Consider the following 25653-nt stretch of genomic DNA (forward strand, 5'->3'; position numbering starts at 1 on the left):
GCCCGGCGCCACCGCTTTAGTCCGGGTGGGGTGGGGCCAGCCCTACCGGGGGGATGCCCGCTCGCACCATGTCGCCCGCAGCGGCGAGCCGCGATGCTGGGAGCCGTGGAAAGGAGCGCGGTCATGGTGAGCGAAAGGCGGGATCCGCCGTTCGGCGGTTCGGTGGTGTTCTTGCTGATGAACCTGCCGCTGGGGGTGCTGGCGTTCGGGTTTCTCACGGCGTTCGTCTCGGCCGGTGCCGGGACCGCGGTGGTGTGGGTCGGGGTGGGGTTGCTCGCTCTCGTGGTGCTCGCCGTGCGGGGGGCCGCGCGCCTGGAGCGGGCGCGGGTCTACGCGCTGCTGGACCGCTACATCGACCTGCCCTATCTGCCGCTGCCGGTCGGCAAGCAGTCGATGCGGTGGAAGGGGCGGCTGAAGGACCCGTCGACCTGGCGGGATCTGACCTACTTCGCGCTGCTCTTCCCGGTGGGCCTGGTGGAGTTCGTGCTCGTGACGACGTTCTGGTCGACGAGTCTCGCGCTGGTGGGCCTGCCGGTCTACTTCCGGTGGCTGCCGGGCGGCGAGTACCACTTCCCGGCCTGGGAGGTGCCGTGGCTGACCGTGGACTCGACCGTCGAGGCGCTACCGTGGGCGGCACTCGGGGTGTTGTTCGTCGCGTTGTCGGTGGCGCTGACCAAGGCGCTGGCGGGCATGCACGCCCGGCTGGCGCACGCGCTGCTGGGGCCGACGGTGGCGCAGCGCCGCCGGATGGAGCGCTGGTGGGAAGACGCGGAAGTGAAGAACCTGGTGGCGGGATGACCGAGGCACAGCAGCTGGAACACCCGCGGCCGCACCCGGCTCGCACGATCCTCTACATGATCGTCAGCTTCGTCTTCCGGCTCCTGCAGTTCGTGCTGATCGTGGTGGGCATCTCGGTGGGCGTCTCGACGGCGGTGATCTGGGTCGGGTTCCCGATCCTGCTGGCGACGACGACCTTCGTCCGCTGGTCCGGTGACCGCGAGCGGGGCTGGGCGGGCAAGCTGCTGAGCGTGCCGCTGCCGCCGGTGCAGCGGCGGCCGTACGAAGAGGGGCAGCCGCTGCTGCGGCGCTGGATGGTCCGGCTGAGCGACCCGACGACGTGGCGTGACCTGGCGTACCTGATGGCCGCGTTCCCGCTGGCGTGCGCGGAGTTCGCGATCGCGCTGACGTCGATCGTGCTGCTGCCGATGGCGATCTGGGTGACGCCGTGGCTGGGCTGGCTGCACGGCGAACTGGCGCTGGCCCTGCTGGGGCAGGACCGCACGAAGCGGCTGGAGCAGAAGGCCGAGCGGCTGCAGGCGTCGCGGGCACGCGGTGTCGACGCGGCCGAGGCCGAACGCCGTCGCATCGAGCGTGACCTGCACGACGGCGCGCAGCAGCGGCTGGTGGCCGTCGCGATGAGCCTGGGGCGGGCGAAGTCGAAGTTCGACCAGGACCCGCAGGCGGTACGGGACCTGATCGACGAGGCGCACACGGACGCGAAGCTCGCCGTCTCGGAGCTGCGAGACCTGGCGCGCGGCATCTACCCGGCCGTCCTCGGCGATCGGGGGCTGGACGCGGCGTTGTCGGCGCAGGCGGCGAAGTCGCCGATCCCGGTGGACGTCTCGGTCGATGTCGACCCGCGTCCGCCGGCCGCGGTGGAGACGACGGCGTACTTCATCGTCGGCGAGACGCTGACGAACATCGCGAAGCACTCCGGAGCGACCGAAGCGGTCGTGAAGGTGTGGCGGACCGACGACCACGTCGTCGTCGAGATCACCGACAACGGCCACGGCGGCGCGGAAGTGCGTCCCGGCGGTGGGCTGGCCGGTCTGGCCGACCGCGCCGCGACGATCGACGGCGTGATCACCGTGGTCAGCCCGGTGGGCGGGCCGACCGTAATCCGGGCTGACCTCCCCTGCCAGTGGTGAATAGGCTGGACCCCGTTCATCCACGAGCTTGGGGGCCGGATGCGGGTAGTCATCGCCGAGGACGCCGTGCTGCTGCGGGCCGGGGTGATCCGCCTGCTCGCCGACGAGGGCATCGAGACGGCCGCGGCCGTCGACAACGGGGACGACCTCCTCGGCGCGATCAAGGAACATCGTCCTGACCTGGCGATCGTCGACGTCCGGATGCCACCGACGTTCACCGACGAGGGTCTGCGCGCGGCGTTGGCGGCGCGCAAGGAGATCCCGGGCCTGCCGGTGCTGGTGCTGTCGCAGTACGTCGAGGAGTCGTACGCGGTGGAGTTGCTCTCGGGCGGCGCCGGCGGCGTCGGCTACCTGCTGAAGGAGCGCGTGGCGGACGTCGCGGACTTCCTGGACGCGGTCCGCCGCGTGGCGGGCGGCGGCACGGCGATCGACCCGGACGTGATCGCCCAGCTGATGGCCCGCGGCCGCCGCAACCCCCTGGACGCGCTGACGGCCCGCGAGTCCGAGGTGCTCGGCCTGATGGCCCAGGGCCTGTCGAACACGGCGATCGCGAACTCGCTGGTGGTTTCGCACGGCGCGGTGGAGAAGCACATCGGCAACATCTTCTCGAAACTCGGCCTCGAAGCGAGCGCGGAGGAACACCGTCGCGTCCGTGCGGTGCTGACCTATCTGGGCCGCTGAGCAACGGACAGTGACCGGAAATCCCGTAGGGTGGACAACGGGTCACCCGTTCCGCGGGCGGCATCCGGGTGAGCGCTCACCTACCATGAGCGGACCCGCCGTCGAGAGGAGCGCGCAGATGTCCGACGAGATCCGCTGCGTCCGCTTCTTCGGCGGGCCGCTCGACGGCCGCGTCCAGGAGCTCGGGGACGCCGAGCCGATTCCCGGCACCGTCATCCGGCACATCCACCTGCACGGCGGCCCGAAGATCGAGACCCGCTACGAACTCGGCCTCACCGACCACGGCTGGGAGTACCGCGTCGCCGCCACGCAGCACGAACCCGAGCCGGACGGCCTGCGGTAGTAGGGAGAACCCCCGTATCCACCGGGGGTGAACAGGACCCCCAAGAGGCCGGTCAGCACCGCTGTCTTCCCAGGTCGAACCGGCCAGGCTGAGCGGCATGCAGACAACGGGCCGGGACAGGTTCCTCGATGTCGTCCGGGCGGGGGCCATCCTCGCCGTCATCGCCCAGCACTGGGTCATGCCGGTGCTCTCCTACTCCGACGGGCACCTCGCCACCGGCAACGCCCTGGCCACGCCGGGCTGGTGGGTGGTGACCTGGTTGTCGCAGGTCATGCCCCTGGTCTTCTTCGCCGGCGGCGCGGCCAACCTGATCTCCTTCCGCCGCGCCGGCTCCACGCAGCAGTGGCTCGCCGGGCGCATCAAGCGCCTGATGGTGCCGGTGCTGCCGCTGATGGCGGTCTGGCTGATCGTGCCGGACTTCCTCCGCGGCCTGGGTGTCCCGCCGCAGCCGTTGCAGGTCGGCAGCGTGATCGCCGCGCAGCTGCTGTGGTTCCTCGCGGTGTACGTGCTCGTCGTGCTGCTGACGCCGCTCATGGTCGCCGCGCACCGGCGCTGGGGCCTGAAGGTGCCGCTCGTCATGGGCGCGGCGGGCCTCCTCGTCGACGTCGCCCGCTTCAACGACTTCGGTTACCTCGGTTACGCCAACGCGATCTTCGTCTGGGTCGCCGTGCACCAGCTCGGCTTCCACTACGTCGAAGGCCGGCTCGGCTCGCTGACCCGCCGCGGCGCGCTGACGCTGTCCGCCGCCGGGTTCGGCGTCACCGCGCTGATGGTCGCGTTCGGACCGTACCCGGCCAGCATGATCGGCATGCCGGGCGCGCCGGTGTCGAACATGAGCCCGCCGACCGTGCTGCTCGCCTTCCTCGCCGTCGGCCAGATCGGCCTGCTGCTCGCCTTCCGCCCGCAGCTCAACGCGCTCGCCGAACGCCCCGGCATCGGCGACGCCCTCAGCTGGCTCGGCGCGCGGTTCATGAGCGTCTACCTCTGGCACATGCCGGCCCTGATCGTGGTGGCGGGCGTGACGGTGTACGGGCTCGGCTACCAGACCCCCGCGCCGGGCACGGTGTTCTGGCTGGTGATGGCGCCCGCGTGGTTCGCGGCGTGCGGGATGGTGCTGCTCGGCCTGCTGCGGCTGTTCGCCCACTTCGAGATGCAGCGCGACACCGCGGTGGCGACGGCGAGGGTGCCGCAGCTGGTGGTGGCAGGGTTGCTGGTCTCGGGTGGCCTGCTCGGCCTGGCGGCGCACGGGTTCGCCCCGCTCTCGGACGGCATCGCGCACGGTCCGGTGCCGTGGGTCCTCCTGGCAACGGCCGGGTTCCTCCTGGCCGGCAAGCAGCTCCCGGTGGTCGACCTGCTGGGCCGCGCGGTCACCGTGAGCGAGCGAGCCACGGTCAGGCGCTGAGCAACCGCAGCGGGGTGTCGTGCAGGACCGCCCGCAGGAACGGCTCCCCCAGGCGATCGTCGGCCGCCCAGCCGGCGATCGCCTGCAGCTGCGTCGCGTAGGAGTACGGGATGTTCGGGAAGTCCGTGCCGAGCACGACGCGGCCGGCGAACTCCGCCAGCCGCGCCGTCCAGTCCGGCGGCAGCGGCGACATCGCCTCGGCGAACGGCACGCCCACCATCGTCGTGTCCAGGTGCACCCGCGGGTACTTCGTCATCAGCTCGAAGGCCGTCCCGAACTCGGGCATCGCCGCGTGCGCGAGCACGGCCGTCAGCTGCGGATGCCGGGCGAGGACCTCTTCGAAGACCGACAACCCGGTGAAGTCGCCCCGCAACGGTCCGTGTCCACAGTGGACGACGACCGGGACCCCGGCGTCGGCGAGCGCGCCCCAGACCGGCTTCAGCAGGTCGTCACGCGGGTCGTACGCGCCCACCTGCACGTGCGCCTTGAACACCCGGACACCGGCGCGCAGCGCACCGTCCACAGCGGACCCGGCGCCGGGCTCGGGGTAGAACGTCCCCGTCGGCACCGCGTCCGGGACCCGCGCCGCGAACTCGAGCGCCCACTCCGTCAGCCACTCGGCCATCCCGGGCTTGTGCGGGTAGACCAGCGGCGCGAACCGCGTGACGCCGAGCGAACGCAGCGTCTCCAGACGCTCCTCTTCGGACGTCCGGTAGAACACCGGCCACTCGGTGCCGTAGTGCGTCGAGGCCCGGTCGAAGTACGCCCAAACCTTGTCCATCACCGGCTTCGGCAGGAAGTGGACGTGCAGGTCGACCAGGCCCGGCAGGCCCAGCGACGCCGTCCAGCGCGCGACGTCCGCGTCGGAAGCCGGGCCGGACGTCACTCCGTGAACCGGCCCTTCAGCGCGCGGCCCATGGCCTTCCTGATGTCGCGGTCCGCGTCGCGCTTGGCCAGCGTCTGCCGCTTGTCGTAGGCCTTCTTGCCCTGGGCCAGCGCGATCTCGACCTTGACCTTGCCGTCCTTGAAGTACATCGACAGCGGCACCAGCGAGAGCCCGCTCTCCTTGGTCTTGCCGATGAGCTTCTCGATCTCCCGCCGGTGCAGCAGCAGCTTCCGGGTGCGCCGGGGCGTGTGGTTGGTCCACGTGCCCTGGGTGTACTCCGGGATGTGCACGTTGCGCAGCCACACTTCGCCGTCGTCGACCGTCGCGAACGCGTCCGCCAGTGACGCCTTGCCCTCGCGCAGGCTCTTCACCTCGGTACCCACGAGCACGAGACCGCACTCGTAGGTGTCGAGGATGGAGTAATCGTGTCGCGCCTTGCGGTTCGACACGATCACCTTCTGGCCACGTTCCTTGGGCATACGACCACTCTACGTGATTTCGGGGGCTGTCAGCAGCCGGTTAAGACTAGTGCCGGACGTACAGCCGCAGCGTGACGTAACCGGTGATGGCGGAGATCACCACGGACACCCCGAGCAGGATCGGCGCGACCGGGAACAGCAGTTCCAGTGTGGTGATCTTCGGGAAGACGTCGCCGGTGAACACCGCGTCGAGGAAGCTCACCTTGGTCAGGACCAGCATGATGATCCCGAGGATCGCACCGACCGCGCCGGCGACCACCGCCTCCAGGAGGAACGGCAGCTGTGTGTACCACCGCGTCGCGCCGACCAGCCGCATGATGCCGACCTCGGTGCGGCGGGTGAACGCCGACACCTGGATCGTGTTGGCGATCAGCAGCAGCGCGGCGATGGCCATGATGAGCGCGGCACCGAAGGCCATGTTGCGGACGCCGTTGAAGGCGTTGAAGACGCGGTCGAGGAACTTCTTCTGGTCGTCGACCTTCCGCACGCCCGGCTTGTTAGCGTACTCCTGCACGATCGAGTCGCTGCGGTCCGGGTCCTTCAGCTTCACGTGCAGCGAAGCGGGCAGCGACTCGGGACCGGTGAGCGCGATCAGCTCCGGCTGGCTCTCGAAGATCTTCTTGAACCGGTCGAACGCCTGGTCGCGGTTCTCGAACACGACCGACTCGACGCCGTTGTTGCTCTGCAGCGAGGTCCGCAGCGACTGGCACAGCGCCTGCGTGCAGTTCTTGTCGGTCGCGCTGATGTCGTCGGTGAGGTAGACCGAAACCTCGACGTCGGCGAGGAAGTTGGACTTCATCTTGTCGATGGTCCGCACGGCGAGGAGGCCACCGCCGAGCATGGCGAGCGACACGGCGGTGGTCAGCATCATCGCGATGGTCATCGTGACGTTCCGGCGCAGGCCGGTGACTACCTCACTGAAGACGAAACTGGCGCGCATGGCGGGTGCAGGTCCTTGGGGTCGGGGTCGTTGAGGGGCTGCGTTGCTACGGGAACGTGGTCAGCGACCGATCCCGTAGACGCCGCGGGCGTCGTCGCGGATCACCCGGCCGAGCTGGAGCTCGACGACTCGGCGCCGCATGGAGTCCACAATGCCGTGGTCGTGAGTGGCCATCAGGACGGTGGTGCCGGTGCGGTTGATCCGCTCCAGCAGCAGCATGATGTCCTGGCTGGTGTCGGGGTCCAGGTTCCCCGTCGGTTCGTCGGCGAGCAGCACCAGCGGGCGGTTCACGAACGCGCGCGCGATCGCGACGCGCTGCTGCTCACCACCGGAGAGCTCGTTGGGGAGCCGGTCGGCCTTGCCGTCGAGGCCGACGAGCTCCAGCACCTCGGGGACGACCTTCTTGATGGTCGGGCCCGGCTTGCCGATGACCTCGAGGGCGAACGCGACGTTTTCCGCGACGGTCTTGTTCGCCAGCAGGCGGAAGTCCTGGAAGACGCAGCCGATGGTCTGCCGCAGGCGGGGGACCCGGCGGCGGGCCAGCTTGGCGACGTCGAAGTTGGACACCATCACGCGGCCCTTGCTGGGCGTCTCTTCGCGCAGCAGCAGCCGGAGGAAGGTCGACTTCCCCGATCCCGAGGGACCGATGAGGAAGACGAACTCACCCTTTTCGATGTCGACGGACACCCGCTCGAGCGCGGGCCGCGTCGAGGTCTTGTAGACCTTGGAAACCTCTTCGAGCCGGATCACGATTCGGCATACTACCCACCGGTCTCGTGAAGCCCCGGTTGCCCGGTCCACCCGGGTGGAGCAGCGGGTGTTTGCGTACGGTGAGCGGTCGCGCAAACACCCCCTGCTCCGTTAGACGGCCGCGGTCTGCTTCCGCCAGCGGATGCCGGCGTCGAGGAAGCCGTCGATGTCGCCGTCGAGCACCGCCGACGGGTTGCCGACCTCGAACTCGGTCCGCAGGTCCTTGACCATCTGGTACGGGTGCAGCACGTAGGAACGCATCTGGTTGCCCCAGCTGGAGCCGCCGTCCTTGAGCGCGTCCATCTCGGCGCGCTCCTCTTCCTTCTTGCGCAGCATCAGGCGGGCCTGCAGGACCTTCAGCGCGGCGGCCTTGTTCTGCAGCTGCGACTTCTCGTTCTGGCAGGAGACGACGATGCCGGTCGGCAGGTGTGTGATGCGCACCGCGGAGTCGGTCGTGTTGACGCTCTGACCGCCGGGGCCGGACGAGCGGTAGACGTCGACCCGGATGTCCTTCTCGGCGATGTCGACGTGGTCGACCTCTTCGACCTCGGGCAGCACCTCGACGTGCGCGAACGACGTCTGACGGCGGCCCTGGTTGTCGAACGGCGAGATCCGGACGAGCCGGTGGGTGCCCTGCTCGACCGAGAGGGTGCCGTAGACGTAGGGGGCGGTCACCTTGAACGTCGCCGACTTGATGCCCGCTTCCTCGGCGTAGGAGATGTCGTAGACGTCGGTCGGGTAGCCGTGGCGCTCGGCCCAGCGCATGTACATGCGGAGCAGCATCTCGGCGAAGTCGGCCGCGTCGACGCCGCCGGCCTCGGAGCGGATGGTGACGACGGCGTTGCGGTCGTCGTACTCGCCGGAGAGCAGGGTGCGGACCTCGAGGCCGTCGATGGCCTTGCCCAGTTCGGTCAGCTCACCCTCGGCCTCGCCCATGCTGCCGGCGTCGCCCTCGTCCCCGGCGAGCTCGTACAGCACTCCGAGGTCGTCGAGCCGCTGGCGCAGCTCGCCGACCCGGCGCAGCTCGGCCTGCCGGTGGGACAGCTGGCTGGTGACCTTCTGCGCCGCCTCCGGGTCGTCCCAGAGGTTGGGGCTCGATGCCTGCTGTTCCAGGTCGGCCACCTGGGCGCGCAGGGCATCCAGATCCATCACCGACTCGATCTGCGTCAGCTTGCCGGTCAGGTCCCTCAGTGCCGCGTCGAACTCATCACTCACGTTTGTCAAGGTTACGGCAAAACCCACGACCGGTTGCGAGGACCGGTCGTGGGCGCGCGAACCTCAGGCCGCGGGGATGGCGTCGAGCAGCTTGAGAGCGGCCTTGGCCTGCGCCTGGGCGAACTCGGCGACGGCCTTCTCGTACGGCCCGTCGGCCGCCTTGGTGGCCGCCTTCGCGTCGTCGAGCTGCTGGCTGTAGCTCGTGCGGGCCGACTCGAGCAGCGACTGGCGCTGCTTCGCCGTCAGTGACCCCGCGTGCACGAGCCGCAGGATGAGCGGGCTGCGCAGGTGGTCGGGGCCGGCATCGGAGGTCAGCCAGGCCTTGAAGGCCTTCTTGCCGGCGGCGGTGATCAGGTACTGCTGGCTGGAGCGCGGGCCCTGCTTGCCGAGCCGGACGAGACCTTCTTTGGACAGCGCCGGGAGCTCCCGGTACACCTGGCTGCGGGTGACGCTGAAGAAGGCGCCGAATCGCTCACCCGCTCCCGCGACGAGCTGCCCGCCGGTGGCGGGACCGTCGTGGAGCAGACCGAGCAGGGCGGCGGCTGTTGCATTCAATTCGGACACGCCCCCTAGATTCCCACTTATCGGCCGCTGTGTCCACAGTGGTCAGCGGATCTGTCCATTGTGGCTAGTGAGATCCCCTCGTTCGGCCCAATGCGAGCGGGTCCACTGTGGACCTGAATACGCTCTGCAACCGCTCCCAGCCGATTTTGGTCCAACCAGACGCATGCGAACAGCCCCGGCACCTCCAGCCAGGTGAGTTCGACGGGCGGTACTCCCCGGCTTGGCGCACCGCGGACACACTCCGCAACCACCCGGCACCGGCACCCACATCGCGAGATTCGTAGCAAAAGGTGCCCACCGCGGGGGATCCAAGGGGGCGGAGCCCCTTTGGCGGGGGTTTGGGGGTTCGACCCCCATTACAACGCGAAAGAGGCCTGTGTTCGCGTATTCTGCGAACACAGGCCTCTGACCTCTGTAGCGGGGACAGGATTTGAACCTGCGACCTCTGGGTTATGAGCCCAGCGAGCTACCGAGCTGCTCCACCCCGCGCCGTTGTGGTACTTGAATAGATTACACGGGGTTGCGAGCGGGTTTTCACCGGGGTACCCAAACGCCCTGACCAGCCGTTACGTGGTCTGGAGCCACTGACGGGCTCCACTGAGGACCATGGCCAGCCCATCGTCGAACCGCGCGTCGGCGTCACCGAGCACCGCCTCCCCCGCCGACTCGCGGTACCGCTCATCGAACTCGCCCGGCATGGGCCGCACGGCCTGCTCCTCGATCACGTAGCCGATAACGAAGCAGTAGACGGTGAACGTCGCCCGGCTGGCCCGCCGCTCGTCGAGCCCGGCTTCGATGCTCCGGCGCAGCGGATGTTCGCCGACCAGGCTCGTATCGCCGAGGTAGGTACCGGCGAAGACCTTCCCGCCGTCGCGATAGGCGAGCATCATCCGGCGCAGCGCACGGGCACTGTGCGCGGCGCCCTCCCACTCCCCCAGCGACGCCGGCGGCCGCCGATCGTCCGCGGAGTCCCGGTACATCTGCGTCGCCATCTCGTCGAGCAGCTCCTGCTTGTTCTTCATGTGCCAGTACAGCGCGGGCGCCTTGACGCCGAGATCACCGGCGATCAGCCGCAGCGTAAGCCCGTTGAGCCCGACCTCGTTGAGCAGCTTCAGCCCGGATCGAGCAATGTTCTCCCTGGTCAGAGCCATATTCCGCACTGCTCCTCACGATCACGCTTGACACCTTAACGATGTTAAGGGCATCCTGGGGCCAGGTCAATTTAACGTTGTTAAGGAGCTGGGGATGCAAGAGCTGACAGCGCAGGTGGTGGTCGCCGGCGCGGGCCCGACGGGGCTGATGCTGGCGAACGAGCTGGCACTGGCCGGAGTGGACGTTCTGGTGCTCGAGCGGATGCACGAGCGAACGGGTCTGTCGAAGGCCCTGAACCTTCAGCCACGCACGGCGGAAGTCCTGGATCTGCGGGGTTTGCTGCCCCGCGCGCAGGACCGCTCGTTCGCGACTGTCGCGGACGGACACTTCGCGGTGATCCCGGTGCCCTACACGGGCTGGAACACTCGTCACCCCTACCAGCTGGGGATTCCCCAGGCGGAGGTCGAAGCGGCCTTGGAGGAGCGCCTGGCGGAGCAGGGTGTCCGGGTGAGGCGAGGCCACGAGCTCACGAGTTTCGTACAGGACGCGGACGGCGTCACGATCACGGCAGGCAACCTGCACATCCGGGCGGCTTACCTGGTGGGGTGCGACGGCGGCCGCAGCTCAGTGCGCAAGGCGCTGAAGATGCCGTTCGAAGGCATCGAGGGGCAGGGCCACGGCGTGGCAGCGGACGTCCTGTTCAAGAAGACGCCACCGGGCGCGCCGACGCAGTGGCGTTCGATGACCAACATGGTGACGTCGCAGAGCCCGGGCAAGTTCATCGGGGTGATCCCCTTGCCCGAGCCGAACTTGTACCGCATCACTTTCGGAGACCGCCTGAACCGCCCCAAGAACCTCCGGGAACCGGTAACCCCGGAAGAGGTCCGCGAAGCAGTAACCGAACGCTTCGGTCCCGAAGCGGAGATCACGGAGATCCGCTGGGCATCCCGCTTCTCAGACGACAGCCGCTTGGCCGCCAACTACAAGGTAGACCGAGTCCTCCTGGCAGGAGACGCAGCCCACACCCACTTCCCAGCAGGAGGCCAGGGCCTCAACCTCGGAATCCAGGACGCAATGAACCTAGGCTGGAAACTGGCCGCAACAGTCAAAAACCAAGCAACCCCAACACTCTTGGACACCTACGAGCAAGAGCGCCGCACAGTGGCGAGCCAAGTCCTGAGCAACATAGCGGCCCAGAACGCCCTGATCCCCACAACCCCAAACCAACTGGCCCTGAGAGCCCTCTTCCGAGACCTAACAGCCCTCCCCGAGGTCCAACACCACCTATCAGGCCTGACCTCAGGCCTCAACATCACGTACAAAACAGAGGACCCCCACCCAGCAACAGGAACCCGCCTCCCAGATTTCCCATTGCCGAACGGAGACCACGCAAGCACCCTATTCCACAAAGGAAAGTGGGTCCTCCTAACAAAAACCCCAACCCCAACCCCCCACACAGAGGTAGTCGTAGCCGAGGTCAAAGAACTCCCCCACCCAGACCTGAACAAAATCCTGGTCCGCCCAGACGGCTACATAGCGAACACAACGGGAGCAACAGAAGCCTGGCTCACCTGACAACAAAGGGCTGGCTCACCCACCAACGCAACCACCCACCGGGGGGTCCAGGGGCGGCGAAGCCCCCCTGGCGGGGGTCTGGGGGTTCGACCCCCAGGACAATGCGAAAGAGGCGTGGCTCGCGCATTCCGCGAGCACACGCCTCCGACCTCTGTAGCGGGGACAGGATTTGAACCTGCGACCTCTGGGTTATGAGCCCAGCGAGCTACCGAGCTGCTCCACCCCGCGTCGTGGCACCTACCTTACGCCTGCCTTTCGGGCGGGTGCAAAGCAGGTGCCGTTTCGTTGCGGACGTCACCCTCCGGGCTGGGTGCTGGGGGGTGTGGTGCTGGTGCCGGGGGCTGCGGTCTTGGCTGCTTCGTAGGCCCGGGCCGCCGCGTCGAGGGCTGCGAGCGCGGCGCCTTGGTCGGTGAAGTTGCCGGATTGCTGGGCGGCTTTGAGTTTGGCGATGGCCGACTGGATGTCGGCGACTGCCCGGTCGAGGGCCGCGTTGCCGCCGCCGCTGTTGGCGGGCGGGGTGGTGGTGGTCGGGTTCGTGGATGTCGGCGGGTTGGTCGTCGGCTGCCCGGCTTGGGGCGGTGTGGTGGTGGCTTCGCCGGTGCCGGCGCCGAAGACCTGGTCGAGTGCTTCCTGGAGGGTGGCGCCGTAGCCGACCTTGGGTCCGTAGGAGACGAGGACGCGGGCCAGCTGCGGGTAGCTGTTCTGGTTGCGCTGCCGGATGTAGACGGGTTCGACGTAGAGGAAGCCGTCGGCGACCGGGAGCGTGATCAGGTTGCCGTAGATGGGGGTGACGTTGGGGTTGTTGAAGAGGGTGCGGTCTTGGGCGACGCGGGAGTCGCTTTGGAACCGGTTCTGGACCTGGACGGGGCCGTCGACCTGGGTGGCTCCGGTGGCTGCGCTGGGTAGCTGGAGCACGCGGATCTTGCCGTAGTCGGCGGGGTCGGAGGACACCGACATCCAGGACGCCAGGTACTGGCGCTGGAGGCCGGTCAGGGAGCTGGTCAGCTGGAACGTCGGTTTGGTCTGGCCCGGGGTGTCGGCGAGGACGTAGTAGCCGGGCTGGTTGGCCGCGCCGGCCGCGGCCGGGTTGGAGCCGCCCTCGGCGGTCGGGTCCTGCGGGACGCTCCAGAAGGCCTGCTGTGAGTAGAACTCCTGCGGGTTGCTGACGTGGTAGCGCGACAGCAGTTCACGCTGGATCTTGAAGAGGTCCTCGGGGTAGCGGAAGTGGGCCCGCAGGTCCGGGGAGATCTCGGAGCTGGGCTTCACGAGCCCGGGGAAGACCTTCTCCCAGGCGTTGAGGACCGGTTCCTTGTCGTCGATCGAGTACAGCGTGACGGTGCCGTTGAAGGCGTCGACGGTGGCCTTGACCGAGTTGCGGATGTAGTTGATGGAGCTGTTGGCCTGACGGGCGACGCCGTTGAGGGAGTCGTTCGTGGCCGCGCCGAGCTGGGTCTGCTGGGCGTACGGGAAGTTGTTGAGCGTGGTGTAGCCGTCGATGATCCACTGGATCTTGCCGTCGACGACTGCCGGGTACGGGTCGCCGTCGAGGGTCAGCCACGGCGCGATCTTGCTGACGCGGTCGCGCGGGTCGCGGTTGTACATGATCTTGGAGTTGTCGCCGATGGCGTCGGAGAACAGGATGTTCCGTTCGCCGTACTCGGCGGCGAAGGCGAGGCGGTTGAACCAGTTGTCGATCGGGACGCCGCCGGTGCCCTGGTAGGTGTAGCGGTCGGTCGCGGTGTCGTACTCGCCGGGCGCGTTGCCGGAGGTGCCGCCGACGATGGCGTAGTCGGATTCCGCGGCGGACAGCTCGCCGTAGTAGATGCGGGGTTCCTTGACCTGGATGCCGGACTGGCCGGTGGCGGGCGCGCCGGCGCCGGCGGGGTTCTGCGTGTCGCTGGTGGTGGCGATCGGGTAGCCGCCGTCGGAGTTGGCGTCCTTGACCGCGCGGTCGATGGTGTTGGCGGGCGCGACGACGAAGCCGTTGCCGTGGGTGTAGACGAGGTGCTTGTTGATCCAGCTGGTCTGGTTGCCGGTGAGGCCCTCGGTCTTGATCTCCTTGGCCGCGACGATGTAGTCCTGCGTCACGCCGCCGACGGTGTAGCGGTCGATGTCCAGCTTGGCCGGGAAGCCGTAGAAGTTCTCGCGGCCGACGCGCTGGGTGAAGGTGTCGGAGAGGATGTTCGGGTCGAGCAGCCGGATGTTCGACATCGTCCCGTTGTCGCTCTTGATCTGATCCGGGGTGGCGTCCGACTTGCCGGTGTAGGGCTGGTACTGGACGTCGGTGAGGCCGTAGGCGCGGCGGGTGGCGTCCATGTTGCGCTGGATGGACGCCGCTTCCTTCTCGTTCGCGTTCGGCTTCACCGAGAACTGGTCGAGGATGGCGGGCCAGGCGACGCCGACCAGGATGCCGGAGAGGATCAGCAGCACGAGCGAAATGGCCGGCAGCTGCAGGTTGCGCAGGAAAGCACCGGCGAAGAACGCGATCGCGCAGATCGTCGAGATGCACAGCAGGATCAGCTTGGCGGGCAGCACCGCGTTGAGGTCGGTGTAGGTGGCGCCGACGAACAGCGGCATGCCGCGGTCGGACAGCAGCAGGTTGTAGCGGTCGAAGAAGTACTCGACCGCCTTCAGCAGCACGAAGAGGCCGACGGTGATGGCGAGCTGCGCGCGGGTCGGGCCGGCGAGCTGGCCGCCCTTGCCGGCCAGCCGGATGCCGCCGAAGACGTAGTGGGAGATCAGCGCGCCGAAGAAGGAGATCACGACGGTGATGAACAGCCAGCCGAGCAGCCAGTTGAAGAACGGCAGGTCGAAGGCGTAGAAGCCGACGTCCTTGCCGAACTCGGGGTCGGTCTGGCCGAACGATGTGCCGTTGAGGAACAGCTGCACGACCTGCCAGTCGCCCTGGGCGGACAGGCCGGCGATGAGGCCGGTGAGCACCGGGATGCCGACGCCGAAGAGGCGGATCCGGGCGACGATCGCCGAGCGGTAGCGCGCCAGCGGGTCGTCGGCGCCGGAGATCGGCACGAACACCGGGCGCGTCCGGTAGGCGATCATCAGGCTGATCGCCAGCGCGCCGCCGACGAGCAGCCCGACGGCGAAGAAGAGGATGATCCGGGTGATCACCTGGGTGGTGAACACGCCGCGCGCACCGACTTCGCCGAACCACAGCCAGTCGACGTACGTGTCGAGGAGACGGGCCCCGAGCAACAGCGCCAGCACGATCACCGCGGCGATGATGAGGAGGATCCGGCTCCGCCGGGACAGCTTCGGCAGGCTCACCGGGGGCCGAGTCGCCACGGCACACGCTCCTGTCTTCGTCAATACTTGAGCAGGGGCGCGTGCGCCCCCTGATTCCCTAACTCTACGGATGCCCGGTGAAGTTCCCGGGACCCGCCCAAAGCGGACTCGCGGCGTCGTGGCACCGGCCGACCTGACACGATGTGCGCATGGCAGCGAACGAAGCGCGACAGGCCGGCGTGGCCGCGCTCGCCCGTGAAATCGAGGAGTTCATGGCCGCGGGTGGCTGGGACCAGCCGCCGCAGCTGTTCGCGCTGGTGCCGACGGCGGCGCTGCTGGACGAGCAGCCGGAGCTGGCCGGGCAGCTCGACCGGGCGAACCCGCTGACCCCGGTGGCCCAGGAAGCGCTGCCCGAGGGCGACCTGGCCGAGGCGCTGGGCCGGATCGCGTGGCCGGATCTGGTCATCGGGTGCGCCTTGGCCCAGGAGATCATCGTGCTGCCCCCGGGGTCGGAGTCGGAGCTGCCGGACGTCGCCGAGGCGGACGCCGACAGCCTCCGCCGCGCGGCCGCCGACCACCCGCAGCGCACGGAGGCCCGGCTGGTCGCGGCCGTCGTGCGTGACGGGGAGGGCGCGTGCGTGATGCGGCTGCGCGGGATCGGCACGGCCGAAGGCACGGACGAGTCCATGGACGAGATCGTGGAAAGCCCCGAGCTCGCCCCGAATCTGGTCGAAGCGTTGAAGGCCACGCTGCTGCCCTAGTCACCGTCCAGGCCTGGAGTACTAGTACTGCAGGGCGAGATCTTTGCCCGGTGCGGCCGAAGACAGCCTGCCAGGACAATCCTGGACGCCGATCTGCCGCAGCTGGTCGTGAGTGGTAATTCGGGTTAGAACCCGAATTACCACTCACGACCACCAGCCACGGCAAACGGTGACCTTGTTTCCCCAGGTCACGCACACAAGTGTCCCGGTAGTACTAGCAGCCGACCGTCGGCCGTCCCGCCTTCAGGTTGGCCAGCTGGGCGAGCGCGTCGTCCAGTGTGGACACCTTGATGAGGTTCAGGCCGGCGGGCGCGGTGGTCTTGGCCTCGGCGCAGTTGTGCGCGGGCACCAGGAAGTCGGTGGCGCCGGCTTCGCGGGCGCCGACGACCTTGAAGGAGATCCCCCCGATCGGGCCGACCTCGCCGGTCTCGGTGATCTCGCCGGTGCCGGCGATGTGCCGCCCGCCCGCGATGTCGTCGCCCTTGAGCCGGTCGATGATGGCGAGGGTGAACATCAGCCCGGCCGACGGGCCGCCGACGTCCTGCAGGGAGATGTTGACGGTGAACGGCACGTCGGCGCGGTCGACCGCGGTGAGGCCGATGAAGCCTTCCTTGCGGTCGGGGCGCGCGGCGAGGGTGAGCGGCACGGTCCGCTCGGGCCGGCCGTCGGACTGGAAGGTGATCTGGACGGTCTGGCCGGGCAGGGTGCCGGCGAGCGCGGCCCGCACGTCGGCGGCCTCGACGATCTTCTTGCCGTTGACGGTGATCAGCTTGTCGCCGGGCGAGAGCACGTGGTCGGCGGGGCTGCCGGAGACGATCTGCTTCGCCACCACCTTGATCGGGTTGCCGAGCTTGCGCAGGGCGGCGACCTGGGCGTTCGTCTGCGAGTCCTGCAGCTGCTGGATGTTCTCCTGCTTGACCTGCTCGTTGGTCTCACCCGGCTTGAAGTACTCCTCGCGCGGAGCCAGCGCGAACCGGCCGCTCGCCCAGAAGCCGAGGCCCTGGAAGAGGGTGACGCCGTCGTGCAGGGAGACGGTCGTCATCCGCAGCTCGCCGGTGGTCTGGTGGGTCTCGTGCCCGGCGACCTGGATGACCGGGTTGCCCGCCGCGTCGCGACCCAGCGTGTCGTAGGTCGGGCCCGGACTGATCGCGACGAACGGCACCGGCACGACCGAGCCGAGCACGACGAAGATCAGGAACAGCGAGCCGCTGACCACCAGCGTCCAGCCCCGGCGGGTCATCCGGCGGGCCTCGCCGGCCGGCTCCGGCGCCGGTTCCGGGGCGCTCTTCGCGGGGGCGGTCTCCTCGGAGGACTTGGTCACGACCGACAGCGTACGGTGACCGCGTTCGCTTCCCGGTGAAGGCCACGGTTGACGCGCTCGACGGGCCTCGATCCGCGTACGGTGGACACATGAGTAAACCCCCGTTCGGCTTCGGACCTTCCGATCCCGACAAACGAGGTGAGAACGACCCCTCGGAAGGCGGGCAGCAGTCCGGCGCCGAGGCCTTCAACCAGCTCGGGCAGATGCTGAGCCAGCTGGGCCAGATGCTCAGCCAGGCGGGCACCTCCAGCGGGCCGGTGAACTACGACCTCGCCAAGCAGATCGCCCTGCAGACCCTCGGCAGCGAGGGCAACACCGGCGAAAGCAAGCTCGGCTTCCGAGGTGGCGACGACGCGAACGCGGCGGTCCGCGACGCGGCCCACCTGGCCGAGCTCTGGCTCGACGCGGCAACGGAGTTCCCGGCCGGCGCGACGTCGACGGTCGCCTGGTCACCGCGGTCCTGGGTGGAGAAGACGCTCCCGACGTGGCAGCGGCTGTGCGACCCGGTGGCCCAGCGGGTCTCGGGCGCCTGGATGGAGGCCCTGCCGGAGGAGGCCAAGCAGGCCGCGGGCCCGCTGCTCCAGATGATGGGGCAGATGGGCGGGATGGCCTTCGGCTCCCAGCTCGGCAACGCACTGGCCCAGCTGGCCTCGGAGATGCTGACCTCGACGGAGATCGGCCTGCCCCTGGCCCCGGCCGGTACCTCGGCCCTGCTGCCGGCGAACATCGAGAAGTTCGCCGAGGGCCTCGAGCTGCCGAACAGCGAGATCCTGGTGTTCCTGGCGGCCCGCGAGGCGGCTCACCAGCGCCTGTTCACGCACGTGCCGTGGCTGCGGCAGCGCCTGCTGGCGACGGTCGAGGAGTTCGCCCACGGCATTTCGGTGGACACGTCGGCCCTGGAGTCCCTGGCCGGCCAGATCGACCCGGCGAACCCGGCGAGCATCGAAGAGGCGATGTCCTCGGGGCTGCTGGAGCCCCAGACCACGGAGGAGCAGAAGGCGGCGCTGAGGCGCTTGGAGACGCTGCTGGCTCTGGTCGAAGGCTGGGTCGACGTGGTGGTGGCCGAAGCGGTGGGTGACCGGCTGCCGGGAGCGGACGCACTGCGCGAGACGCTGCGCCGCCGCCGCGCCACGGGCGGCCCGGCCGAGCAGACGTTCGCCACCCTGGTCGGCCTGGAGCTGCGCCCCCGCCGCATGAGGGACGCATCGAACCTGTGGAAGCTGGTGGGCGACCGTCACGGAGCCCAGAAGCGCGACGGCCTGTGGTCCCACCCGGACCTGATGCCGACGGCGGAGGACCTGGACGAGCCGATCGACTTCGCGGACCGAGTGGGCCAAGCGGGATCGATCGACGATCTGGACCCGATCGCCGAGCTGGAGCGCACGGAGCGGGCCGAGCGTTCGGAGCGCGAGAAGAACGAGCCGCCCTCGGACGAGGACGGCAAGCAGTCCTGAGCCGAGTCCCGGAAGGCCGGTGCCCCGCGGTGGCGGGTCGCCGGCCTTCCGCACGTCCGGCTTTAAGAGCACTCCCCGAAGGAGCCGGGGCGACCCATCGAAGGCGGGCCACCCCGGCCACGATCACCCGCTCAGTCCTCGGTGGAGATCCCCCACCCGGCCGCGGCGGACAATCCCTCCAGGTACCCGATCGCCCGTTCCGTCTTCGGATACCGCTGCACCAGCGCCCAGAAGGCCGCGTCGTGCCCCGGCTCCCGCAGGTGCGCCAGCTCGTGCACCAGCACGTAGTCCAGCACCCACGCAGGCACCTTCCGCAGCCGGTCGCTGACCCGGATGGTCGCGTCGACCGGTGTGCAGGACGCCCACCGCGTGCGCATCGGCGGCACCCAGCGGACGCTCGCCGGCACCGCGGTGCCGGCCAGGTACTTGCCCGACAGCAGCGCGCAGCGCGCCAGCAGGGCTTCGTCCGACGTCTTCGGGGACGCCGGCCGACGTGGTTCCGAGCGCTGCAGTTTGCGCTCCATCTCGGCAACCCAGTGTTTCTCCTCCGCCCTGGTCATCCGCGCGGGGATGAGCACGACGAGCGTGTCGTCATTCCAATACGCGGTGACCGTCCGGTGCCGGCGCTGGCTGCGCCGCACTTCGACCTTGTGTCCGGGTGTGTCCGAGGAGGGGTTCGTGTCCCCTCGGCCTCTCAGTGAGGGCATCCGTGCTTCGACCACCCGACAACGGTAAGGCCAGGCACCGACAACTCCGAGTGCGTTGAGGTCACAGACCCGAGTTGTCCACAGACGGTTCCACTTGTGGACAACTCGGCCGTTCCGGCTCCTTCCGAGGCTTCCCGGTCGCCACCGGGTGCGATCCTGCGGACATGATCCTCGACACCGCGGACATGCCACCGGTACTCCTTCCGGCCCACCCTGCCCTGCTCCCGGGCCTCACCGTGCTCGAACGCGGCCCCCGCGAGATCCAGATCGGCCTCGATCCGCGCCACGGCGTGATCGTCGAAAACCTCTCCCCGTACCTCCTCGCCAAACTGCGCGCGCTCGACGGCAGCAAGCACGTCGACCGGCTTCTGCTCGCGGAGAGCGAACACCGGGACCAGCTCCGGACGCTACTGCGGCAGCTGACCGCGCTCGGCCTGGTCACCGACGCCGGCCGGCCCGACGGCCCGGGCTTCCGCGGCGAGCCCGGCCTGTGGTCGCTGCGTGCCCGGCACCACCAAGCGGCCCTGGCCGACCGGCGCCGCGTCGCCGCGGTCTCGGTGCATGGCGACGGCCGGGTGGCGGTGGCGGCCGCCGTGCTCCTGGCCAACGCCGGCATCGGGCACGTCGAGCTGCAGCTGCCCGGCACGGTGACCGAGCACGACCTCGGCTCCGGCTTAACCGCCGCCGACCTGGGCCGGTCCCGGCGCCACGCCCTCGCCGACCTGCTCCGCCGGGTCGATCCCGAGGTCCGCGTCACCCGCTTGCACGACCGGTATCCGGACCTGGCCCTGCTCACCGACGCCGTCGTGCCGGCCCCCGAACTGGTCGCCGAGCTGATGGGCGACAGCGTCCCGCACCTGGCGGCGCGCGTCCGCGACGGCACGGGCATCGTCGGGCCGCTGGTCGTGCCGGGCCGCAGCTCCTGCCTGCGGTGCGCCGACCTGCACCGCACGGACCTCGACCCGTGCTGGCCGCGCGTCGCCGGGCAGCTCGCCGGCCGGCACCAGCGGCCCGATCTCGGCGCGGTCCAGTCCTGCGCGTCGCTGGCCGTCGCCCAGGCCATGCGGCTGCTCTCCCCCAGCGCGCCGGCCCCACCGGCGTGGAACGCGACCCTCGAAATCGATGCCTTCGACGGCCGCATCCGCCACCGGGGCTGGCCGCCGCACCCGCGGTGCCGCTGCGGCGCCCGGGAGGTGATCCTGGAGACGTAGTGGCGGTTGCCGTCGCTCGCAGGCTGCGCGCCGCCGAGGCCGCAAGGCAGAATCGCTGTTGTGACCGACTTCCGCGACCCAGCCGATCGTGACACCGCGATGCCGCGCAAGGGTGCCGCCCGTACTGCCAAGCTCGCGAGTCTCCCCCTCGGCATCGCCGGCCGGGCGGTCGGCGGGTGGGGCAAGCGGCTCGCGGGCCAGAGCGCGGAACAGGTGAACGCGACGCTGTCGGCGAAGGCCGCCGAGCAGCTGTTCGAGGTGCTCGGCACGCTCAAGGGCGGGGCGATGAAGTTCGGCCAGGCGCTGAGCGTGTTCGAGGCGGCGGTGCCGGACGACATGGCGAAGCCGTACCGCGAGGCGCTGACGAAGCTGCAGGCCGCCGCGCCGCCGATGTCGGTCCGGCAGACCCACCGGGTCCTCGCCGAGCAGCTGGGCCGCACCTGGACCAGCCGGTTCGCCTCGTTCGACGACGAGCCGGCGGCGTCCGCGAGCATCGGCCAGGTGCACCGCGCGGTCTGGCACGACGGCCGCGCGGTCGCGGTCAAGGTGCAGTACCCGGGCGCCGACGAGGCCCTGCGCAGCGACCTGCGGCAGCTGCAGCGGTTCAGCAGGCTGTTTCAGGCGTTCGTGCCCGGCACCGAGGTCAAGCCGCTGCTGGCCGAGCTCTCCGACCGGATGAACGAGGAGCTCGACTACCAGGCCGAAGCCCAGCACCAGCGCGCCTTCGCGAAGGCGTTCGACGGCGATCCCGGCATCCTGGTGCCGCGGGTGGTGGCCAGCGCGCCGAAGGTCGTCGTGACGGAATGGGCGAACGGCACACCGTTGTCGAAGGTGATCGCGGACGGCGACCGCGAGACCCGGAACCTCGCGGGCCGGCTGCTGACGGAGTTCCACTACTCGTCGCCGGAGCGCGTCCACCTGCTGCACTCGGACCCGCACCCGGGCAACTTCATGATCACCGACGACGAACGGCTGTGCGTCATCGACTTCGGCGGCGTGGCCCGGCTGCCCGAAGGCATCCCCCGCCACCTGGGCGAGATGACGCGCCTGGCTCTGGACGGCGAGTCCGCCGGGCTGATGCGCCTGCTGCGGGAGAACCGGTTCATCCGGCCGGACAGCGATCTGACCGCGGAAGAAGTGCACTCCTACCTGGCGCCGTTCACCGAGCCGCTGGCGGCGCCGACGTTCCACTTCACCCGCCGCTGGATGCAGAAGCAGGCCGGGCGGGTGGGCGACAGCCGCGGCAACGACTTCCGGGTCGGCCGTTCGCTCAACCTGCCGCCCGAGTACCTGATGATCCACCGGGTGACGGCGGGGTCGACGGGCATCCTCTGCCAGCTCGACGCGGAGATCCCGGCCCGCGGCATCGTGGAGCGCTGGCAGCCCGGGTTCGCCGCCTGAGTTGTCCACAGGCGGGGCCTCGAACGGACGGATTCGGCCGAGTTGTCCACAGTCGCGGTGGAGGGGGTTCCACCCGGTTGGCCGAGCCGCCATGCTCGGTAGATGACTGCTACTCAGTGCACCGACCCGCTCACCATTCGTAATCCCGAGGCCGGCGAGGTGATGAACCTCGAACAGTTGCGCCAGGCCGGGGTGTCCGACCGAAGAACCCGGCGGCTCTGCGGCGCGGGAGGGCCGTGGCGCCGCCTGCACCCCGGTGTCGTCCTGCTGCGCAACACCGCCCCGACGCGGCAGCAGCAGCTGCACGCCGCGCTCGTGCGCTACGGGCCCGGGGTGGTGATCACCGGCGCCGACGCCCTACAGGCCCATGGCGTGAAGTGCCGGGCGGAGAGCGAGATCCAGCTGCTGGTGCCCCACCACTGCCGGGTGGTGGCGTGCGAGGGGGTCCGCCTGGCGCGCACGGCCCGGTTACCGGACCCGGTCCAGGTCGACGGCCTTCCGTTCGCCCCGCCGGCGAGGGCGACGCTGGACCTGGCCCGGGCCGTACCCGACCCGGCCCGCATCCGGCACTTGCTGACGCTGCCGTTGTACTGGGGCCTGTGCGACCGCCGTCAGCTGCTGGCGGAGCTCGAGGTCGGCCCTCAGCGCGGCACGGCGGCGGTCCGCAAGGTGCTGCGCGAACTTGACGAGGGCCCGATCCAGGCCCATGGCCTGGCCACCCGCGTCCTGGACCGGGTGCCGCTGCCGTCGCCGAGTTGGGACCAGACGATCTGCGACCGCCGCGGCCGCCGCATCGGCGAGGCGGATGCCTGGTGGGACGAGATCGGCCTGGCCTGGCAGTACCGCTGCACCCCGGGCCCTGGAGGCGGCTTCAGCCACTTGGCCCTGGCGGCAACGGGGATCGTCCTGGTCCGTTGCACGGTCAGGCAGCTGCGTCAGGTCCCGCAGGAGGTGGCGCAAGAGCTGGCCAGGGCGTACGGCGACGCGTCCAGGTCACCCCGCCCGAAGGTCCGCGCGGTTCCGCAGGCGCCCACCGGAGATGTCGCCTGATACCCGCATCAACCCGTCAGGAGGATGGAGTGCTCACCAATACTCGTCCGGCAGCTTGCCCTCGATGTCCCGCACGTGCCGGCGCGCGCAGTCCGGGCACAGCCACCGCGGCACGCCCCGCTCGCGGGTGGACACCCACGCGAGCGCCGTAGCCGGGTCGTCGCCGGCGGCGCGAGTCCGGCCGCAGCGGGTGCACGCCGCCGGTTCCGGCGCGCTCACCGCAACCGTCCACAGTGGATCGCCTTGGCACCGAACAGGTACAGATCGTCCCGGTGGCCGAGAAAGTCCGGACTCTGCGGGTCGATCAGTGCGGCGGCTGCGGCGAGGTCGTCGGCATCGAGCCAGTCCCCGGCCGACTCCGCCAACCACCCGAGGCGCTGCACGACGTACTCACGAAGGAGGTCCGAGCCCGGCATCGGGTGGTCGATGAGGGCACCGAACGACTCGACGTCCTCGAGCCCGGCTTCGCGAAGCGCACGCGGCCAGCCGTAGGGCATGCCGACGCTGCCCGGAACCCCGGCACGCATCCGTTCGAACCACGAGCCTCGCGCGGCCAGCAGCCGCTGCTCCAGCCCGGGCCGGCCGACGCCCAGCTCCCACGGAAGGCACCGCATCTCGAGCCCACCTTCGGAGATGGCCAGCACCCCGCCCGGCCGCAGCAGCCCGGCAAGCGTCCGCAGGGTGGCCTGCTGATCACCGAGGTGGTGCACGACGCCGGAGGCCCAGACCAGGTCGGCGGCGGGCACGGCCAGCGCGGGATCGGTGAGGTCCCCGAGCAGGCTGACGACCTCGACGGAGTCGCCGGCCACCTCGGCAACGACTCGCTCGGCCTCGACCAGCAGCGCCGGCGTGGCGTCGAAGAGCACGACGGTGCCGCCGGCACCGCGGGCGAGTTCGCGCGCGAAGTGCACGCTCATCCCCCCGGCCCCGCACCCGACGTCGACGATGGTCGGCCGCTCCGCCGCGGAGCCGACAAGCCGCCGGGCAACGGGCGCGAGCGCCTCGGCATCGAGGGCGTCGGCCATGCGCAGCTGGGCCAGGCGGTCCGCCCAGTCGATGTCGCCGTGGGTGTGTCCGGACATCACCCCATTCAACACCAGCGCCCCGCCTCGGAGCGCCTCGCAACAAGACCACCCGAAGGAGACGACCAGGCCCGAACCCACACCGCCGACACGACCACGCACCCCGGCGGGCACGATCCGACCGCCCACCCCGAGCAGCGCCACTTCAGCGCACCGCCGCGGCCACGGACCAACTGCGCCCCCGAGCAGCACCACCTCAGCGCACCGCGGCGGGCACGATCCGACCGCCCACCCGAGCCAGCACCACCTCAGCGCACCACCTCAGCGCGGCCTTGCCCGCCAGACCGCGCCACTCATCGCGGCGCGCTCCCGGACCGCGCAGCGCGAGCCGCGCGGCAAAGCACGACGACCTCTGCCGCCCCTCTCGGGGCGGCAGAGGTCGTCGCTCAGTTCTGGTCCTGGTACCGCTCCGCCCGGCGAGCGGCCCAGCGGGCTACTCGCGACCAGCGGCGGGCAGCACGCGCGCCACCTCGGGCCCGCTGGGCGCGGACCCCCTCCTCCAGGTCCTGTATTCGGGCCCTGGACAGTTCTTCGTAAAGCAACATCTCGCTGATCTCCTCGATCTCGGTCTTCGTCAACTGCAGCTGCTCGCTGCGGGGGTGAGCTTCGTAATCCCTGGTAGTGACCGGTTCGACGCTCATGCGGCGGCGCTCCGGTGCTCGCTGCCGACCTTGGCGGCGGCGGGCTCGACGACGGCGTTCTTGCGCGGGCGGCCACGGGGCCGCTTGCGCGCGATCACCGCGCCGCGCTCGAAGATCTCGCCGCCCCAGACGCCCCAAGGCTCGCGACGGGCCAGGGCGCCGGCCAGGCAGGCCTCGCGGACCGGGCAGTCCGCGCACTGCGCCTTGGCGCGCTCGAGCTCGGCCGGGGACTCCGCGAACCACAGGTCCGCGTCGCCCGAACGGCAGGGCAGAGCTACGTCGGGGACGGTGATCGGGTCGAGCAGGTCGGCGAATATTGCCTCACCCGAGGTGTAGGCGATGGCCGAAGACATGGTGGTTCCTCCTTGTGCCGTACGGGATTTGGGTTGAGAGCTGGAGCTGGGCAACGCTGTTCCTCTTGGGTTGTGCAGCCAAAAAGCACGAAGGCCGCGGATCCGGGTTTCCCGGTTCCGCGGCCTTCGTGAGCCTCGTGTCCTGACTAGGTCAGGAACTTCGCTCCCGTATCGACAACGGAACACGGAACTGCTTGATGGTCGGCAGATCGGCCTGCGGGTACGCGGCGAGAACGCCCTGCGTCCCGAAGACGACGACACCGGTGGTCCAGCGACGCGAGACGCGCCGCATGCCACGGATCTCGTGAGCGCTCACGGGCGAGGTACCGGCGAACACACCGGTGCCCGGGCGCGGAGCAGCCGCAACTTCCGCGGCGCAGGACAGACGGGTGCCCGGGTTCGTGAGCGTCATGTTGATGGTCATTTCACCGGCACCTCCTTCTGCACTCTGCACACGCGGCCGCTGAGCGGCACTTCAGTAGATCCCCAGTCGAGCCCTTCGGGCTCGGTACTGGCAGGTTATTGCCCCGCACCACACGGGGGCAACTCAATTAACGGGAAAATCCTCGAAGATACG

At 69.7% G+C, this 25653-nt stretch carries 26 protein-coding genes and 2 tRNA genes; 11 read left to right on the forward strand and 17 right to left on the reverse strand.

All coding sequences use genetic code 11. The features are described from left to right. Nucleotides 1-123: 123 nt before the first annotated feature. The 5 genes from ACLJQF_RS40285 (at nt 124) to ACLJQF_RS40305 (ending at nt 4354) form a co-directional block, all read left to right on the forward strand. The gene (locus tag ACLJQF_RS40285) at nt 124-798 is read left to right on the forward strand and encodes a sensor domain-containing protein (protein ID WP_410615557.1); all 675 of its coding nucleotides are present in this window, start codon (nt 124-126) and stop codon (nt 796-798) included. Further along, nucleotides 795-1928 carry a sensor histidine kinase gene (locus ACLJQF_RS40290; RefSeq protein ID WP_410615558.1) on the forward strand — a complete coding sequence of 378 codons (1134 nt, stop codon included), beginning with the start codon at nt 795-797 and terminating at the stop codon, nt 1926-1928. Before ACLJQF_RS40285 ends, ACLJQF_RS40290 begins: the two co-directional genes overlap by 4 nt. A gap of 39 nt (nt 1929-1967) precedes the next feature. Then, the gene (locus ACLJQF_RS40295; RefSeq protein WP_410615559.1) at nt 1968-2609 is read left to right on the forward strand and encodes a response regulator; all 642 of its coding nucleotides are present in this window, start codon (nt 1968-1970) and stop codon (nt 2607-2609) included. Between the two features lie 118 nt (nt 2610-2727). After that, nucleotides 2728-2952 carry a hypothetical protein gene (locus ACLJQF_RS40300; protein ID WP_410615560.1) on the forward strand — a complete coding sequence of 75 codons (225 nt, stop codon included), beginning with the start codon at nt 2728-2730 and terminating at the stop codon, nt 2950-2952. Nucleotides 2953-3049: 97 nt separating this feature from the next. Continuing rightward, the gene (locus ACLJQF_RS40305; protein WP_410615561.1) at nt 3050-4354 is read left to right on the forward strand and encodes an acyltransferase family protein; all 1305 of its coding nucleotides are present in this window, start codon (nt 3050-3052) and stop codon (nt 4352-4354) included. Here ACLJQF_RS40305 and ACLJQF_RS40310 read toward each other — a convergent pair. The 8 genes from ACLJQF_RS40310 to ACLJQF_RS40345 form a co-directional block, all read right to left on the reverse strand. Further along, a complete protein-coding gene (locus tag ACLJQF_RS40310) occupies nt 4344-5240 on the reverse strand; it encodes an amidohydrolase family protein (RefSeq protein ID WP_410615562.1) in 897 nt (298 codons plus the stop codon). The genes ACLJQF_RS40305 and ACLJQF_RS40310 overlap by 11 nt on opposite strands. Beyond that, nucleotides 5237-5719 carry an SsrA-binding protein SmpB gene (gene smpB, locus ACLJQF_RS40315; protein WP_354826990.1) on the reverse strand — a complete coding sequence of 161 codons (483 nt, stop codon included), beginning with the start codon at nt 5717-5719 and terminating at the stop codon, nt 5237-5239. The genes ACLJQF_RS40310 and smpB overlap by 4 nt, the downstream gene beginning before the upstream one ends. A gap of 46 nt (nt 5720-5765) precedes the next feature. Continuing rightward, nucleotides 5766-6659 (reverse strand): permease-like cell division protein FtsX, encoded by an 894-nt coding sequence (gene ftsX, locus ACLJQF_RS40320; protein WP_410615563.1) that lies wholly within the window; start codon nt 6657-6659, stop codon nt 5766-5768. Between the two features lie 60 nt (nt 6660-6719). Beyond that, a complete protein-coding gene (gene ftsE / locus ACLJQF_RS40325) occupies nt 6720-7409 on the reverse strand; it encodes a cell division ATP-binding protein FtsE (protein WP_155544587.1) in 690 nt (229 codons plus the stop codon). Nucleotides 7410-7520: 111 nt separating this feature from the next. Beyond that, nucleotides 7521-8624, reverse strand: coding sequence for a peptide chain release factor 2 (gene prfB / locus ACLJQF_RS40330; protein ID WP_410615564.1), 1104 nt, complete (start codon nt 8622-8624; stop codon nt 7521-7523). Nucleotides 8625-8687: 63 nt separating this feature from the next. Then, nucleotides 8688-9188 carry a PadR family transcriptional regulator gene (locus ACLJQF_RS40335; protein WP_410615565.1) on the reverse strand — a complete coding sequence of 167 codons (501 nt, stop codon included), beginning with the start codon at nt 9186-9188 and terminating at the stop codon, nt 8688-8690. 415 nt (nt 9189-9603) lie between these two features. Continuing rightward, a tRNA-Met gene (locus tag ACLJQF_RS40340) sits at nt 9604-9677 on the reverse strand. A 77-nt stretch (nt 9678-9754) separates the two neighbouring features. After that, nucleotides 9755-10339, reverse strand: a complete 585-nt coding sequence (locus tag ACLJQF_RS40345; protein ID WP_410615566.1) for a TetR/AcrR family transcriptional regulator C-terminal domain-containing protein — start codon at nt 10337-10339, stop codon at nt 9755-9757. A 94-nt stretch (nt 10340-10433) separates the two neighbouring features. Here ACLJQF_RS40345 and ACLJQF_RS40350 point away from each other — a divergent pair, with 94 nt between their 5' ends. Continuing rightward, a complete protein-coding gene (locus tag ACLJQF_RS40350; RefSeq protein ID WP_410615567.1) occupies nt 10434-11855 on the forward strand; it encodes an FAD-dependent monooxygenase in 1422 nt (473 codons plus the stop codon). A 154-nt stretch (nt 11856-12009) separates the two neighbouring features. Here the strand turns inward: ACLJQF_RS40350 and ACLJQF_RS40355 are convergent. Beyond that, a tRNA-Met gene (locus ACLJQF_RS40355) sits at nt 12010-12083 on the reverse strand. Nucleotides 12084-12149: 66 nt separating this feature from the next. Beyond that, nucleotides 12150-15155: a UPF0182 family protein gene (locus ACLJQF_RS40360; RefSeq protein WP_410615568.1), complete on the reverse strand. Its 3006-nt coding sequence runs from the start codon at nt 15153-15155 to the stop codon at nt 12150-12152. 149 nt (nt 15156-15304) lie between these two features. Between ACLJQF_RS40360 and ACLJQF_RS40365 the strand changes: the two genes are divergently transcribed. Beyond that, the gene (locus ACLJQF_RS40365; protein WP_410615569.1) at nt 15305-15856 is read left to right on the forward strand and encodes a PPA1309 family protein; all 552 of its coding nucleotides are present in this window, start codon (nt 15305-15307) and stop codon (nt 15854-15856) included. Nucleotides 15857-16070: 214 nt separating this feature from the next. On the opposite strand, the gene ACLJQF_RS40370 is transcribed toward ACLJQF_RS40365, so the two are convergent. Then, entirely contained in the window at nt 16071-17075 is a 1005-nt protein-coding gene (locus tag ACLJQF_RS40370) for a PDZ domain-containing protein (protein WP_410615593.1), read from the reverse strand. 191 nt (nt 17076-17266) lie between these two features. On the opposite strand from ACLJQF_RS40370, the gene ACLJQF_RS40375 reads away from it, so the two are divergent. Then, the gene (locus ACLJQF_RS40375) at nt 17267-18631 is read left to right on the forward strand and encodes a zinc-dependent metalloprotease (protein ID WP_410615570.1); all 1365 of its coding nucleotides are present in this window, start codon (nt 17267-17269) and stop codon (nt 18629-18631) included. Nucleotides 18632-18762: 131 nt separating this feature from the next. Here the strand turns inward: ACLJQF_RS40375 and ACLJQF_RS40380 are convergent, their stop codons facing one another. Beyond that, on the reverse strand, nt 18763-19272 hold the full coding sequence (locus ACLJQF_RS40380; RefSeq protein ID WP_410615571.1) for a M48 family metallopeptidase: 510 nt from the start codon (nt 19270-19272) through the stop codon (nt 18763-18765). Between the two features lie 230 nt (nt 19273-19502). On the opposite strand from ACLJQF_RS40380, the gene ACLJQF_RS40385 reads away from it, so the two are divergent. From ACLJQF_RS40385 to ACLJQF_RS40395, 3 genes are all read left to right on the forward strand, one after another. Continuing rightward, nucleotides 19503-20549, forward strand: coding sequence for a hypothetical protein (locus ACLJQF_RS40385; RefSeq protein ID WP_410615572.1), 1047 nt, complete (start codon nt 19503-19505; stop codon nt 20547-20549). Between the two features lie 60 nt (nt 20550-20609). After that, complete coding sequence (locus tag ACLJQF_RS40390) at nt 20610-21950, forward strand: ABC1 kinase family protein (protein WP_410615573.1); 1341 nt, start codon at nt 20610-20612, stop codon at nt 21948-21950. Nucleotides 21951-22112: 162 nt separating this feature from the next. Continuing rightward, on the forward strand, nt 22113-23000 hold the full coding sequence (locus ACLJQF_RS40395) for a hypothetical protein (protein ID WP_410615594.1): 888 nt from the start codon (nt 22113-22115) through the stop codon (nt 22998-23000). A gap of 33 nt (nt 23001-23033) precedes the next feature. Here the strand turns inward: ACLJQF_RS40395 and ACLJQF_RS40400 are convergent, their stop codons facing one another. The 5 genes from ACLJQF_RS40400 to ACLJQF_RS40420 all read right to left on the reverse strand — a co-directional run bounded on the left by ACLJQF_RS40400 (nt 23034) and on the right by ACLJQF_RS40420 (nt 25500). Further along, nucleotides 23034-23219, reverse strand: coding sequence for a hypothetical protein (locus ACLJQF_RS40400; protein WP_410615574.1), 186 nt, complete (start codon nt 23217-23219; stop codon nt 23034-23036). After that, on the reverse strand, nt 23216-24082 hold the full coding sequence (locus tag ACLJQF_RS40405; protein WP_410615575.1) for a class I SAM-dependent methyltransferase: 867 nt from the start codon (nt 24080-24082) through the stop codon (nt 23216-23218). The genes ACLJQF_RS40400 and ACLJQF_RS40405 overlap by 4 nt, the downstream gene beginning before the upstream one ends. Nucleotides 24083-24468: 386 nt before the next feature. Further along, a complete protein-coding gene (locus tag ACLJQF_RS40410) occupies nt 24469-24723 on the reverse strand; it encodes a hypothetical protein (RefSeq protein WP_410615576.1) in 255 nt (84 codons plus the stop codon). Next, a complete protein-coding gene (locus ACLJQF_RS40415) occupies nt 24720-25076 on the reverse strand; it encodes a WhiB family transcriptional regulator (protein WP_410615577.1) in 357 nt (118 codons plus the stop codon). The genes ACLJQF_RS40410 and ACLJQF_RS40415 overlap by 4 nt, the downstream gene beginning before the upstream one ends. A gap of 151 nt (nt 25077-25227) precedes the next feature. Next, nucleotides 25228-25500 (reverse strand): hypothetical protein, encoded by a 273-nt coding sequence (locus tag ACLJQF_RS40420; RefSeq protein ID WP_410615578.1) that lies wholly within the window; start codon nt 25498-25500, stop codon nt 25228-25230. Between the last annotated feature and the right edge of the window lie 153 nt (nt 25501-25653).

This window comes from Amycolatopsis sp. lyj-109, assembly GCF_046548995.1.
Lineage (GTDB): Bacteria > Actinomycetota > Actinomycetes > Mycobacteriales > Pseudonocardiaceae > Amycolatopsis.

Bases quoted from the DNA above. Each gene is read 5' to 3' on its own strand.
- ACLJQF_RS40285 (WP_410615557.1), top strand. From the start codon at position 124: ATGGTGAGCGAAAGGCGGGATCCGCCGTTCGGCGGTTCGGTGGTGTTC.
- ACLJQF_RS40290 (WP_410615558.1), top strand. From the start codon at position 795: ATGACCGAGGCACAGCAGCTGGAACACCCGCGGCCGCACCCGGCTCGC.
- ACLJQF_RS40295 (WP_410615559.1), top strand. From the start codon at position 1,968: ATGCGGGTAGTCATCGCCGAGGACGCCGTGCTGCTGCGGGCCGGGGTG.
- ACLJQF_RS40300 (WP_410615560.1), top strand. From the start codon at position 2,728: ATGTCCGACGAGATCCGCTGCGTCCGCTTCTTCGGCGGGCCGCTCGAC.
- ACLJQF_RS40305 (WP_410615561.1), top strand. From the start codon at position 3,050: ATGCAGACAACGGGCCGGGACAGGTTCCTCGATGTCGTCCGGGCGGGG.
- smpB (WP_354826990.1), bottom strand. From the start codon at position 5,719: ATGCCCAAGGAACGTGGCCAGAAGGTGATCGTGTCGAACCGCAAGGCG.
- ftsX (WP_410615563.1), bottom strand. From the start codon at position 6,659: ATGCGCGCCAGTTTCGTCTTCAGTGAGGTAGTCACCGGCCTGCGCCGG.
- ACLJQF_RS40345 (WP_410615566.1), bottom strand. From the start codon at position 10,339: ATGGCTCTGACCAGGGAGAACATTGCTCGATCCGGGCTGAAGCTGCTC.
- ACLJQF_RS40350 (WP_410615567.1), top strand. From the start codon at position 10,434: ATGCAAGAGCTGACAGCGCAGGTGGTGGTCGCCGGCGCGGGCCCGACG.
- ACLJQF_RS40365 (WP_410615569.1), top strand. From the start codon at position 15,305: ATGGCAGCGAACGAAGCGCGACAGGCCGGCGTGGCCGCGCTCGCCCGT.
- ACLJQF_RS40375 (WP_410615570.1), top strand. From the start codon at position 17,267: ATGAGTAAACCCCCGTTCGGCTTCGGACCTTCCGATCCCGACAAACGA.
- ACLJQF_RS40385 (WP_410615572.1), top strand. From the start codon at position 19,503: ATGATCCTCGACACCGCGGACATGCCACCGGTACTCCTTCCGGCCCAC.
- ACLJQF_RS40395 (WP_410615594.1), top strand. From the start codon at position 22,113: ATGAACCTCGAACAGTTGCGCCAGGCCGGGGTGTCCGACCGAAGAACC.
- ACLJQF_RS40405 (WP_410615575.1), bottom strand. From the start codon at position 24,082: ATGTCCGGACACACCCACGGCGACATCGACTGGGCGGACCGCCTGGCC.
- ACLJQF_RS40410 (WP_410615576.1), bottom strand. From the start codon at position 24,723: ATGAGCGTCGAACCGGTCACTACCAGGGATTACGAAGCTCACCCCCGC.
- ACLJQF_RS40415 (WP_410615577.1), bottom strand. From the start codon at position 25,076: ATGTCTTCGGCCATCGCCTACACCTCGGGTGAGGCAATATTCGCCGAC.
- ACLJQF_RS40420 (WP_410615578.1), bottom strand. From the start codon at position 25,500: ATGACCATCAACATGACGCTCACGAACCCGGGCACCCGTCTGTCCTGC.